Origin of the sequence: Leeuwenhoekiella sp. W20_SRS_FM14 (genome assembly GCF_052119605.1) — a bacterium.
GTDB lineage: Bacteria > Bacteroidota > Bacteroidia > Flavobacteriales > Flavobacteriaceae > Leeuwenhoekiella.
The window spans coordinates 169,039-181,753 of sequence record NZ_JBGQOK010000002.1 but is presented as its reverse complement, the minus strand read 5'-3'; the positions used below and the strand labels follow the sequence as shown (position 1 = coordinate 181,753).

The 12,715-nt window shown below is 36.4% G+C and carries 11 protein-coding genes; 6 read left to right on the top strand and 5 right to left on the bottom strand.

Going from position 1 to position 12,715, the window contains the following annotated elements:
• Complete coding sequence (locus tag ACEN25_RS04320) at positions 1 to 1,197, top strand: pyridoxal phosphate-dependent aminotransferase (RefSeq protein WP_441801831.1); 1,197 nt, start codon at positions 1 to 3, stop codon at positions 1,195 to 1,197.
• A 73-nt stretch (positions 1,198 to 1,270) separates the two neighbouring features.
• Here the strand turns inward: ACEN25_RS04320 and ACEN25_RS04315 are convergent, their stop codons facing one another.
• The 4 genes from ACEN25_RS04315 to trkA form a co-directional block, all read right to left on the bottom strand.
• Complete coding sequence (locus ACEN25_RS04315; RefSeq protein WP_441801830.1) at positions 1,271 to 1,831, bottom strand: fasciclin domain-containing protein; 561 nt, start codon at positions 1,829 to 1,831, stop codon at positions 1,271 to 1,273.
• Positions 1,832 to 1,923: 92 nt separating this feature from the next.
• Positions 1,924 to 2,901: a YpdA family putative bacillithiol disulfide reductase gene (locus ACEN25_RS04310; protein WP_441801829.1), complete on the bottom strand. Its 978-nt coding sequence runs from the start codon at positions 2,899 to 2,901 to the stop codon at positions 1,924 to 1,926.
• 123 nt (positions 2,902 to 3,024) lie between these two features.
• Entirely contained in the window at positions 3,025 to 4,488 is a 1,464-nt protein-coding gene (locus ACEN25_RS04305; protein ID WP_441801828.1) for a TrkH family potassium uptake protein, read from the bottom strand.
• Between the two features lie 49 nt (positions 4,489 to 4,537).
• Entirely contained in the window at positions 4,538 to 5,887 is a 1,350-nt protein-coding gene (gene trkA / locus ACEN25_RS04300) for a Trk system potassium transporter TrkA (protein WP_028374576.1), read from the bottom strand.
• A 126-nt stretch (positions 5,888 to 6,013) separates the two neighbouring features.
• Between trkA and ubiE the strand changes: the two genes are divergently transcribed.
• The 3 genes from ubiE to ACEN25_RS04285 are packed head-to-tail and all read left to right on the top strand — an operon-like array spanning position 6,014 to position 8,197.
• Positions 6,014 to 6,742: a bifunctional demethylmenaquinone methyltransferase/2-methoxy-6-polyprenyl-1,4-benzoquinol methylase UbiE gene (ubiE, locus tag ACEN25_RS04295; RefSeq protein ID WP_441801827.1), complete on the top strand. Its 729-nt coding sequence runs from the start codon at positions 6,014 to 6,016 to the stop codon at positions 6,740 to 6,742.
• A gap of 4 nt (positions 6,743 to 6,746) precedes the next feature.
• Positions 6,747 to 7,448, top strand: a complete 702-nt coding sequence (gene porT / locus ACEN25_RS04290) for a type IX secretion/gliding motility protein PorT/SprT (RefSeq protein WP_441801826.1) — start codon at positions 6,747 to 6,749, stop codon at positions 7,446 to 7,448.
• Positions 7,448 to 8,197 (top strand): class I SAM-dependent methyltransferase, encoded by a 750-nt coding sequence (locus tag ACEN25_RS04285; RefSeq protein WP_441801825.1) that lies wholly within the window; start codon positions 7,448 to 7,450, stop codon positions 8,195 to 8,197. Before porT ends, ACEN25_RS04285 begins: the two co-directional genes overlap by 1 nt.
• A 2-nt stretch (positions 8,198 to 8,199) precedes the next feature.
• Here ACEN25_RS04285 and ACEN25_RS04280 read toward each other — a convergent pair whose 3' ends face one another.
• Positions 8,200 to 8,916 (bottom strand): TrmH family RNA methyltransferase, encoded by a 717-nt coding sequence (locus ACEN25_RS04280; protein WP_441801824.1) that lies wholly within the window; start codon positions 8,914 to 8,916, stop codon positions 8,200 to 8,202.
• A 41-nt stretch (positions 8,917 to 8,957) separates the two neighbouring features.
• Here ACEN25_RS04280 and tamL point away from each other — a divergent pair, with 41 nt between their 5' ends.
• Both tamL and fbaA read left to right on the top strand, forming a co-directional pair.
• Positions 8,958 to 11,516, top strand: a complete 2,559-nt coding sequence (gene tamL / locus ACEN25_RS04275) for a translocation and assembly module lipoprotein TamL (RefSeq protein WP_441801823.1) — start codon at positions 8,958 to 8,960, stop codon at positions 11,514 to 11,516.
• Between the two features lie 66 nt (positions 11,517 to 11,582).
• Positions 11,583 to 12,650 carry a class II fructose-bisphosphate aldolase gene (gene fbaA, locus ACEN25_RS04270; protein ID WP_441801822.1) on the top strand — a complete coding sequence of 356 codons (1,068 nt, stop codon included), beginning with the start codon at positions 11,583 to 11,585 and terminating at the stop codon, positions 12,648 to 12,650.
• Positions 12,651 to 12,715 lie beyond the last annotated feature (65 nt).

Genomic DNA, 12,715 nt, shown 5'->3' with positions numbered 1-12,715 from the left:
ATGGAAACAATTACCAATCAATTATCTGATCGTATTAATAATCTGGCCACTTCTGCTACACTTGCAATGGCTGCAAAAGCTCGCGAATTAAAAGCCGAAGGAAAAGACATTATAGGTTTAAGCCTGGGGGAACCAGACTTTAATACTCCAGATTTTATTAAAGATGCCGCGATACAGGCTATAAATGATAACTATAACAGTTATTCACCTGTAGATGGTTATGTTGAATTAAAAGATGCTGTAATTACAAAATTTAAGCGCGATAATAATCTTACTTATGATCGTTCTCAAATCGTAGTCTCTACAGGAGCTAAACAATCACTTTATAATATTGCTCAAGTATGTTTAAATCCTGGTGATGAAGTTATTTTACCTTGCCCATACTGGGTTAGTTACGCAGATATTGTACAATTAGCAGAAGGAGTTCCTGTTGAAGTACAAACTTCTATGGATACTGATTTTAAAATGACTCCAGAACAATTAGAAGCTGCTATTACCCCAAAAACAAAAATGCTTTGGTACAGCTCTCCTTGTAATCCTAGTGGCTCTATTTATAGTGAGGCAGAATTGCGCGCTCTTGCAGATGTACTTCAGAAATACCCTCAAATAATTGTTGTAAGTGACGAAATTTATGAGCACATAAACTATGTAGGTGGTCACGCAAGTATGGCGCAATTTGATGATATGTTTGACCGTACCGTTACTGTAAATGGTGTTGCCAAAGCATTTGCAATGACCGGGTGGAGAATAGGCTACATAGGCGCTCCTACATACATTGCACGAGCTTGTAATAAAATACAAGGACAAGTTACCAGTGGTGCAAACTGTATTGCTCAACGCGCGGTAATCACAGCTCTTGAAGCTCCTGTAAGTAAGATACAGTATATGGTAGATGAGTTTAAAGAACGTAGAAAACTTATTCTAGGTTTACTAAGCGAGATCCCGGGCTTTGAATGTAATGAGCCAGAAGGAGCCTTCTACGTTTTTCCAAATGTGTCTGAATACTTCGGAAAAACATTAAATGGATCTAAGATTGAAAATGCTTCAGAGTTTGCTTTATATCTTTTAGAAGCAGCAAATGTTGCTACTGTGACCGGTGAAGCTTTTGGTAATCCTAATTGTATACGTATATCTTATGCTGCAAGTCAGGAACAAATTATTGAAGCCATGGCTCGTATTAAAAAAGCTGTTTCATAATCTGAAAACACAATAATACCTATAAAAAAAGCGACCATTTCTGGTCGCTTTTTTATTTCATATATACAAATTCTTACATTTTTGGAAGAAGTACAGTGTCAATTACGTGAATCACACCGTTAGATTGATTTACATCAGCGATAGTTACCGTAGCAACGTTACCGGCCTGATCTTTAATCTTTACTTTTCCATCAACAACCATACCTGTTAAGGTTTGACCATTTACTGTGGTCCACTCTGCCATACCGTTTCCTTCTTCGATATCATTCATAATATCTTTTGCAGAATGCTTACCAGCAATAACGTGATACGTTAAAACACCTTGTAAAGCAGCTTTGTTTTCTGGTTTTAATAAGGTTTCAACAGTACCTTCTGGTAAATTATTGAAAGCATCATTTACAGGAGCTAATACTGTAAAAGGACCTTCACTTTGTAATGTTTCAACTAAATCAGCAGCAGTTACAGCAGCCACAAGAGTCGTATGGTCTTTAGAATTAACCGCATTTTCTACGATATTTTTTGTAGGATACATCTCAGCGCCACCTACCATTTTAGTGTCTTGAGCAGTTGCTAAAGCACCTACAGCCATAAAGGCTACCATAATCATCTTAGTAATTGAATTAATCTTTTTCATAATATGTAAAGTTTTTTTAGTTACAGTACACTTACGATGGTAAGACGAGATTCGGTTTTTAAAAACGTATTCTTTAAGACATTATTAACTTTTTACGCTAATTGGGTCAATTCCTTTTTAAGGTGATTTATTATCATATCTGCGTGAACCCTAGTGTTTTCAATAAAAAGTTTGCTGGTTTTCATACCACTATTAATAACACCCGCTACAAAAACATTTTTGAGTGGAGTTTCTAAAGTTTCAGAGTTATGAATAGGTTTTTTAGCGTTCTCCTCATCGATAGGAAGACCTAGCTTTTCAAATAAACTATAATCTGGTGTATAGCCTATCATCGCTAAAACAAAATCATTTTCAATTTCTATTGCTCCATCGGGAGTATCTAAAATGACACTATGTGGTTTTATTTCTTTTACTGAAGTTTCAAAGTAGGCTTTAATAGAACCTTCTTTAATTCGATTTTCAATATTTGGTTTAATCCAGTATTTAGTTTTAGGATAAATCTCATTACCGCGTATCGCCATAGTTACCTCAGCCCCTTTGTAAAAAGTCTCTAATGCTACATCACAGGCAGAATTTGCAGCACCAATTACAAGCACTTTTTGATTAACATAAGGATGCGGACTATCATAAAAATGCTTCACCTTAGGCAAATCTTCACCAGGAATATTCAGTTTACGTGCCGTATCATAAAAACCGGTAGAAACTATCACAGCTTTAGTTGAAAACTGTTCTTTAGGTGTGTCTATCACATACCCTTCTGTGTTTTTAGTCATTGACTGTACAGGAGTATATAGCTTTACATTGAGCTTCCAGCTCTCGTAAACTCTTCTGTAATATTCTAATGCTTCTTTACGCGTAGGTTTATCATTATGCGCCACAAAGGGAACATCTCCTATTTCAAGTAGATTAGAAGTAGAGAAAAAAGTCATATTCTCAGGAAAATTATACAGCGAATTAACAAGCACTCCTTTTTCTAAAATACAATAGTTTAACCCTGCTTTGGCAGCAGAAATACCGCAGGCAAGTCCTATAGGTCCGGCACCTACTATTATTAAATCGTAATTTTTCAAATCATTTTTTTTTGGTCGAATTAAAAAGAATTGCCTTTTAATTCTATTACACGAACTATGGAAGATATAACGTACAATAACTACGCTCACTAAAATCTTTCACAACTGCAAAGTTAACCGATACTAGCGGTTACGCCAAAAGAACGGCGTAAAGAGAATGAGCACTGTAAAGAGCTCTAATCTGCCTATCATCATTAGAAAAGCACACCACCACTTCCCTACTGCAGGAAGCGCGTCAAAGTTATTTACCGGACTTAAAAGGCCAAAGGCAGGCCCCACGTTACCTAGCGATGATGCAGAACCACCAAGTGATGTCGCAAAATCAAGCCCCATAGATGCAAGGCCACAAGCCCCAATTATCCAGGCAAGAAGATAAAGAATAAAAAAGCCCAGAATATTAAATACAATTTCTTTAGAAACCGATTTACCATTATGTCTTACCGGTAAAATGGCGTTAGGATGCAGCGTACGCTTAAATTCAAGAATACCATTGCGTATAATCATTAAATGCCGCACTACTTTAATACCTCCTGAAGTCGAACCTGCAGAACCGCCTAAAAACATCAACCCGAAAAAAATCATTGTTGCAAATGGTGCCCACATGGTGAAATCTGCAGATACAAAGCCAGTTGTTGTAATTACTGAAATCACCTGAAAAAGACCGTGTCGTATCGCACTCTCATATCTACCCCAAACCATAGGATGATCTATTGAAGAAATCGAAACATCTGCACGTATGATAATAATTAATACCACAAGAATGGTAAATCCTACCGTAAAAGCCGTGTATAATTTAAACTCTTCATCTTTCCAAACATTGCGCAACTTACCCTTAAATGCAAAGTAGCTTAGTACAAAATTTGTACCTGCTAAAAACATAAATAATATTATGATGTATTGTACTGCAGGGTTGTCGTTCCAATAGGCGACACTTGCATTTTTTGTACTAAAACCACCTGTTGATAACGTACTCATCGCGTGGTTTATCGCATCTAAAAAAGACATACCTGCAATCTGTAACAGAATAGTTTCTGCTACCGTATAGCCAAAGTAAATCAACCATAATCGCTTTGCTGTATCGGTTATTCTAGGATGTAATTTATCTGCATTGGGGCCGGGAGCTTCGGCTGCAAAAAGTTGCATTCCGCCTATACCTAAAAGAGGTAAAATTGCAATTGCGAGAACAATAATACCCATGCCCCCTATCCAGTGTGTGGTACTACGCCAGAAAAGAATTCCGTTAGGTATTGCTTCAATATCATTTAATATAGAAGCACCCGTGGTAGTATATCCACTCATCGTCTCAAAAAACGCATTTGTAAATGATGGGATAGAGCCAGTAAATAAATAGGGTAAACAACCACTTAAGGACATAAAAATCCATCCAAATGTAACTACAATATACCCTTCTCGCTTTTGTAAAACTTTCTCGTGATCTTTTGTAAAAAACATAAGAGCGAGACCGGTAAGTAATGTGAGTAATCCTGCTGATATAATTCCTAAGGCGATAGAAATATCGTCATAGAAATACCCTATTATCGCAGAAATCAACATAAAGCCACCATTAAATAGCAGCAATACTCCCATTAAATGGAATATAATTTTGTAATTAAGTCTGGGTCTGTTTGGCATTTCGTTATATAAACATACGTTCTACTTTATTAATAGAGCGCAACAAGCAACACACTACAATACGATCACCTACATTAATGGTGTGATCCCCCAGGGCTATAATTCCACGGCCTTCACGCACTATACCACCTATAGTTGCAGACCTGGGAAAATCAAGATCTCTAATACGTTTACCTATAACCTGAGAGTTAGGTTTAGCAATAAACTCAAGTAACTCGGCATTCATATTGTTAAGCTTAGTCATTGCTACAACATCTCCTTTACGTATGTATCTAAAGATATTGTTAGCTGCTAACAGCTTCTTATTTATAAGTGTATCTATACCTATACTGTGAGAAAGCTGAAAATAATCCATATTCTCAACAAGTGCGATTGTTTTCTTTACACTTTTAGATTTTGCTACCAAACATGACATGATATTGGTTTCGCTATTTCCGGTTACGGCAATGAAAGCGTCCATATCATAAATATTCTCTTCTTCCAGCAGTTCTACATTTCTTCCATCGCCGTGTATTACGAGTGTTTTAGGAAGTTTTTCTGCAAGATCAAAAGCTTTATCATTGTCTTTCTCAACTAATTTAACGTGAAAATTGTGAGAACATAAATCACGGGCAGTCTTATAGCCTATTTTACTTCCTCCTAAAATCATCACATTTTTTATGCGCTGTTTTACTTTACCGGTGAGTTTGTATAATTCATCAACACCACCTTTTACGGTCATAAAATAAACCTGATCACCTTCTTTAAAAATCGTATCACCTCTAGGAATCAAAGTGTATTGAGTACCTTCGCGCTGAATTGCAATTGGCATAAAATGCAATTCAGGAAAAATAAGAGCGGCCTCTTTAACGCTTTTACCTACAAATGATGCGGTACGACTTAATGAGGTTCCTACCATAGTAAGTGCCCCATTCTCAAACTCATAACTATCGTTAAATGCAGATTGATTGAGTAGCAATTCAATTTCTGAAGCTGCAAGGCTTTCGGGAGAAATAAGTTCATCAATGCCAAACTTTTTAAAACCTGCAACTTCCTGATTTTCTATAAATTCTGTATTAGAAATACGAGCTATGGTGCGTTTTGCGCCCATTTGTTTTGCTAAAACGCAAACGGTAATATTTGTAGTTTCACTAGCGGTAACCGCTATTATAAGATCTGTATTCTCTATGCGTGCCTCTTTTAAAGTGGCAATTGAAGTAGTATCGCCGCGAATGGTACGTATGTCGAGATGTGTATCTGCATAGGCGATACTTTCTTTATCTATATCTATAAGTGTGATGTCCTGTGATTCAAAAGAGAGAAGTTTAGCTAAATGAAAACCAACTTCCCCGGCACCAGCAATAACAATCTTCATATTTTATTTTAAGGTAAAACCTTGCAAAGGTACGTGTTTTAATAGAGATATATTTAAAATAACTGCCATCTAAAAGAGAACCCCTGCATCAAATAACAAATACTATATTTGCCAATAAAAACAGTTATGAGCGGTAACATAAATCCTTACAAAAATTCTGACCAGTCAAAACGGGTACAGGTAGAGAAAATGTTTGACACGATCTCTAATGAATACGACGGCCTCAACCGCGTAATCTCTTTTGGTATAGATATTAAATGGCGCAAAAAAGTGGTCGCTATGATTGCTGCCACTAACCCTCAAAACATACTTGACGTTGCTACAGGTACAGGAGATCTAGCAATTAATCTTGCAGAAACCGGTGCTAAAAAAATCATAGGTCTAGATATTTCTGCAGGTATGCTTGCTGTAGGTAAGAAAAAAATAACCGCAAGTAATCTTGATCAAACCATAGAAATGGTTCAGGCAGATTCTGAAAATTTGCCTTTTAAAGACAATCATTTTGACGCTATAACTGTTGCCTTTGGTATTCGTAATTTTGAAACGCTAGACAAAGGTTTAGCCGAAATATATAGAGTTTTAAAACCTGGAGGCCTTTTTGTTATTTTAGAAACTTCTGTTCCCACAAAAACTCCTTTTAAGCAGGGATATACATTTTACTCAAATCAAATATTACCGCTTATAGGTCGCCTATTCTCTAAAGATAAAGATGCTTACGCATATTTGAGTGAAAGCGCATCGGTTTTCCCTTATGGAGAACGTCTCAACAATATTCTACGCAAAATTGGGTTTAGTAATGTTAACGATCTGCCACAAACGTTTGGGGTCGCAACAATTTATACAGCTTCAAAGTAGCACTATGCGCAAAGTAGTATTATCACTTTTTCTTTTAATTTGGCTTGCGCCAAATCTTCAAGCTCAGTTTTTAACACGTGAGCGTATCCTTAATGATGAGAATTTCGATAAAAAGCCGTGGAGCTTTGGGTATTACTTTGGTATAAATCGATATGATTTTAACTTTGATTATAAAGAAGATCGCCCAGATATTTTTGTAGAGCAGAGCTATGGCTTCAACGTAGGACTACTGGCAAACAAGCGCTTAAATGAATATATAGACTTACGCCTCGAGCCGGGACTGGCTTATAATGCACGTAATTTATCATACCTTGATATTCCCGGAGAAGAGAATGATCGCTTGCGTGAACTCAACTCTACCTATATTCATATACCCTTACTTGTAAAATTTTCTACAAAAAGGTTAAATAACTTTAAGCCTTTTGTCGTGGGTGGTTTATCCTATTCCTATAATTTATCAAGCAATGAGACTAATCCTGACGACAACAGTGCAGGTCAGTTTAGAATGAAAAACAATACGTTTTATTATGAAGTAGGCTTTGGTATCGATTTATATTTGCCGTACTTTAAATTTTCACCCAGTATACGCGGTGTATTTGCATTAAGCGATGAACTAGTTAGAGATGAAAATCCTAATAGTTTATACACTTCAAATATTGAAGTGATGCAGTCTAGAGGACTATTTTTAAACTTTACTTTTCAATAATGTGGGAGGCTAATTTATACAGAAAGAAACACGGCTTTGTATTTGACTACGGCAAAGATTTAATAAGTATGCTTAATCCTAAAGCAGGAGAACGCATACTAGATTTTGGTTGCGGCACTGGCGAACTTACAGCAGAAATTGCGCAAAGTGGTGCAGAACTCGTAGGTATAGATGCTTCTGCGGCAATGATTGAAGCTGCTCAAGAACAATTTAAGGCTATTAAATTTATTCAAGCTAGAGGTGAAAGCTTTATTGACACCGTACAATATGATGCTATTTTTAGCAATGCTACTTTACACTGGATTTTAAATCCCGAAGCTGCCATATCTGCTATGTATAGCAATCTAAAACCCGGCGGAAGATTACTGCTTGAAATGGGTGGTAAAGGAAATGTAGCTATTATTATAGATACTCTTCAGGATGTTTTAGAAGAAAACGGCTATGTTAAACAATCTAAAACTGTCAACTGGTATTTCCCAAAACTGGGGACCTACTCTTACTTTCTTGAAAAAAACGGCTTTAAAGTAACTTTTGCCCATTTATACGATAGACCTACACAATTAAATGATCCTGAAACCGGAATAATTGACTGGTTAACCATGTTTGCAGGAAAGTATTTTGCAGATATTCCTGAAAATGAAGTAACTGAAATACGTAGAACGGTACAAGATAGAGTGCGCGATAAACTATACAGAGATGGTCACTTTTACGCAGACTACAAGCGTCTACGCATTTGTGCTATAAAATAAACTTAGTTACGCTTAAACTCACTTACTAGAATAGCTCCGGCAATTGCTACATTAAGACTTTCAGTTGTAGATGTACCAAATTGTGGTATGCTTATTTTATGGGTAACGCAGTCTGCTATTTCTGTAGATATACCGTTTGCTTCATTACCCAAAATCAAAATAGCTTCTTCAGGCAAGTCTGCCTCATAAACAGAAACGCCATTCATAAAAGCTCCATAGACGGGGAGGTTTGCTGCCTTTAGATATTCCGCTAAGTTTGTATACACCACATTAACACGGGTAATAGATCCCATAGTTGCCTGCACTACCTTAGGGTTGTAGCAATCTACAGTTTGATTAGAGCACACCAGATTTTCAATATTAAACCAGTCACACAACCTAATGAGTGTTCCTAAATTACCGGGATCGCGTAAGTCATCAACAACAAGTTGTAATCCTTTTTTTTCGGTTTTGATAGCCTGCGGAATTTCAAAAATTGCAAGTGCTTTTTGAGGCGTTTTGAGAAAGCTTATTTTTTTAAGTTCATTTTCTGAAACGAGCTCTTTATTTGCTTGCCCATCAAAAAAGCCTTCCGTAGTAAAAAGATTATGCAGTTTAAAATGAGAGTTTAAAAACTCTTCAATACCCTTAATACCTTCTACAACAAACAACCCATGCTGCTGGCGGTACTTTTTTTGATTAAGGCTCGTTATTAATTTTATTTGGCTTTTGCTAACCACGCTTATTATGTATTTTTGAAGTTATTTTGAGAACAGCTCACTTGCAACAACTACCGGCAAAAATAGGATTTATTATATTACTCTTGCTTACCCTTGCTTCTTGCAACGCGGTAAAAAGAGTGGCAAACGGGCAATTACTTCTCACCGAAAACACGATACGTGTAAATGGAGCGGTAAATGACGCTTATAATATAAATAATATACCCTATCAACAGCCTAATGCAAGGTTGCCATTGCTCAACTCCCCGTTACGTCTCTACATCTATAATTGGGCACGGCCTAACATAGATTCGATAATGCAAGCGCGTTTTATTGAAGATGAGAGTGCTCGTAAATTTTGGACAGGAGTATTATCTCGCAAACAATTAGATAAATACATTGAGTTTAGAAGTAATTTTAATCAAACACTCAAGAATACTGGTGAAGCTCCTACCATAATTTCTGAAAATCTATCAAAACGCTCTGCAGCACGTCTCAAAGAATATTACAATAGTAAAGGCTGGTTTAATGCGATTACAGATTATAAAATCATAAAAGATAGTCTTGATAAACGCGGAAAAGTTGAATACACAGTAGCTACAGGCAAGCCCTACATCATAGATTCTGTAACCACATTTATAAAATCTGCTGCTGCAGATTCTATTTATAAAAAATATAGAAACGACTCCTTCATTAAAGAAGGAGTTCAATATGAATTACTCGATATCAATTCTGAAACCGCACGCCTCACCGAGCTGATGCGTAATAATGGGCTATTTTATTTTGACAGAGATTACATCAGTTTTATAGGAGACTCTGTTAAAACAGGCAATAAAGTAAATCTAGAACTCAATATTAAAAATAGAGAAATACGTGCACGAGATTCTGTTTATGAAGTACCGCTTAATGTTCATAAAATCAGTAAGGTTAATGTGACTACAGATTACGGCTATGCTATACGTAACAACACATTAAGAGATAGTGCTTCACTAAATGATTATCACCTTTACGCATATGATAAAATACGGTATAAACCTAAGTACCTAACCGATGCGCTGTTTATAAAACCAGGAGATATTTATAGTGATGATTCCCGTAATAAATCATTAATCCGTTTAAGCCAGTTAAATACGTTTAGATATCCCGATTTAAGATATACTGAAGATCCTGAAGATCCTAAAGGCACAGATTTAATTGCAAATTTTTATTTAATACCGCTTCCTAAGTTTAATCTTAGAGTAGATTTTGACGTTTCTACTTCAAACATTCAGAAATTTGGTATTGCAGGAGGTGGTTCGCTTCAAATACGTAATGTTTTAGGAGGTATGGAAACCTTACAAATTTCGGGTCGTGGTAGCATAGGTGCTTCAAAAGCCCCTACAGAAAACAGCACCGGCTTTTTTGACATTACCGAAATAGGCACAGATTTAAGCTTAACCATACCCCGCATATTTTTTCCTCTAAAAACACAGAGTTTTATCACTCCAGAAATGTCTCCTTCTACCAGTTTCACAACAGGTATAGGTGTTCAACAAAATATAGGTCTAGACAAACAGAATATAACCGGTGGGGTAAATTTTAAATGGTCGCCCTCAAATAATCTCAATTACCGCTTTGATCTATTTGATATTCAATATGTACGTAATTTGAACGTAGCAAATTATTTTAAAGTTTATGAGAATTCGTACACACAATTGAATGAGATTGCACAGGTATATCTTGAAGCTAACAGTCCCCTACTTGATCAGAATACAAATAACCTAACCATTCCAGATGGTGCACTTAGCTTTATCAATGCCGTGCAATCAAATGAAATTGCAGTAACAGACCAAGAGTTTTCTAATATATTTAATATTGAAGAGCGTCGCCAACGTCTAACCGAAGATAACCTCATACTCGCCACCAGCTTTACCTACTACAAAAACACCAGAGAAAACTTATTTGATGATGAGTTTACCAGCTTTAGAACAAAACTTGAGGTTGCAGGTAATACATTAAGTGCTATAGGCAATATTATAGGTTTAGAAAAAAATGAAGATAATGCATACAGGGTTCTGGGTGTACGCTTTTCGCAATACGTAAAAACCGAAATAGACTTCATAAAGCATTGGGATTTTGGAAATGATAATATTCTTGCATTCAGAGCTTTTGGCGGTATTGCAATTCCCTACGGAAATTCTAAAAGCATTCCCTTTATACGCAGCTTTTTTGGTGGCGGTTCTAATGATAACAGGGCCTGGCAAGCTTACAGATTAGGGCCCGGTAGTACAGACAGTCCTAATGATTTTAATGAAGCAAACATGAAGCTTTCATTCAATTTAGAACAGCGCTTTACCCTTTTAGGAGATTTAAAGGGCGCAATTTTTACCGATGTAGGCAACATATGGAATGCTTTAGATAATGTTACTGACCCCCAATCAACCTTTACAGGCCTAAAAAGCTTAGAAGATATCGCGGTAGGAACAGGATTTGGATTTCGATACGATTTTAGCTTCTTTGTGTTGAGATTTGACATTGGTCTAAAAACCTATGACCCGGCATTGCCTGTGGGAGAGCGCTGGTTTAAAAATACCAATCTAACTAATGCAGTTTATAACGTGGGTATTAACTATCCTTTCTAGTATTTATAAAGGGTAAACCCCAAATATTTATTAATTTTACGTTTCTAACTAAGTAAATAAAAACTTATGAGTCATAGTATCAAACCGGGAGTTGCAACCGGAAGAGAAGTTCAAGCAATTTTCAAACATGCTAAAGAAAACGGTTATGCATTACCTGCAGTAAATGTTATAGGTTCTAGCACTATTAACGGTGTTTTAGAAACTGCTGCAAAATTAAATGCACCTGTAATCTTACAATTTTCAAATGGTGGAGCTCAGTTTAATGCAGGAAAAGGATATTCTAACGAAAATCAACAAGCTGCAGTAGGTGGTGCTATTGCCGGTGCTAAGCATGTACATGAGATGGCTAAGCGTTATGGCGCAACAGTAATATTACATACAGACCATTGTGCAAAAAAATTATTGCCCTGGATAGATGGTCTTCTTGATGCTTCTGAAGAATACTATAAAGAGCATGGGCATTCGCTTTTCAGCTCTCATATGATAGATCTTAGTGAAGAGTCTCTAGAAGAAAATATAGAGATTTGTAAGCAGTATCTTGAGCGTATGAGTAAAATGGATATGACTCTAGAGATAGAATTAGGTATCACAGGTGGTGAAGAAGATGGTGTTGACAACACAGATGTTGACGATTCAAAATTATACACCCAACCAGAAGAAGTTGCTTATGCTTATGAAGAATTAAGCAAAGTAAGTGATCAATTCACAATTGCTGCTGCCTTTGGTAATGTACACGGTGTTTACAAGCCGGGTAACGTAAAACTTACTCCAAAAATCCTAAAAAATTCTCAGGAGTTTGTTTCAGAAAAATACAATTTAGGACCTAATTCTATAGACTTCGTTTTTCACGGAGGCAGTGGTTCTACAGTAGAAGAAATACGCGAGGGTATTAGCTACGGTGTAATCAAAATGAATATTGATACAGATTTACAATGGGCATTTACCGAAGGTGTGCGCAAATATTTTGATGCAAATGCAGATTATCTTCAAGGTCAGATAGGAAATCCTGGCGGCGAAGACAGCCCTAATAAGAAATACTACGATCCAAGAGTTTGGTTCCGTAAGGGAGAAGAGGCTTTTAATGCGCGTTTAGAAAAAGCGTTTGAAGATCTTAACAACGTAAATACACTTTAGTATTTTTTGCTTTTCCTAAAAATTAAATAAATTGAAACCTCGGGTATTAAATCTCCGGGGTTTTT

Coding starts and splice junctions, on each gene's coding strand:
- ACEN25_RS04320 (WP_441801831.1), top strand. CDS start 1: ATGGAAACAATTACCAATCAATTATCTGATCGTATTAATAATCTGGCC.
- ACEN25_RS04315 (WP_441801830.1), bottom strand. CDS start 1,831: ATGAAAAAGATTAATTCAATTACTAAGATGATTATGGTAGCCTTTATG.
- ACEN25_RS04305 (WP_441801828.1), bottom strand. CDS start 4,488: ATGGGAGTATTGCTGCTATTTAATGGTGGCTTTATGTTGATTTCTGCG.
- trkA (WP_028374576.1), bottom strand. CDS start 5,887: ATGAAGATTGTTATTGCTGGTGCCGGGGAAGTTGGTTTTCATTTAGCT.
- ubiE (WP_441801827.1), top strand. CDS start 6,014: ATGAGCGGTAACATAAATCCTTACAAAAATTCTGACCAGTCAAAACGG.
- porT (WP_441801826.1), top strand. CDS start 6,747: ATGCGCAAAGTAGTATTATCACTTTTTCTTTTAATTTGGCTTGCGCCA.
- ACEN25_RS04285 (WP_441801825.1), top strand. CDS start 7,448: ATGTGGGAGGCTAATTTATACAGAAAGAAACACGGCTTTGTATTTGAC.
- fbaA (WP_441801822.1), top strand. CDS start 11,583: ATGAGTCATAGTATCAAACCGGGAGTTGCAACCGGAAGAGAAGTTCAA.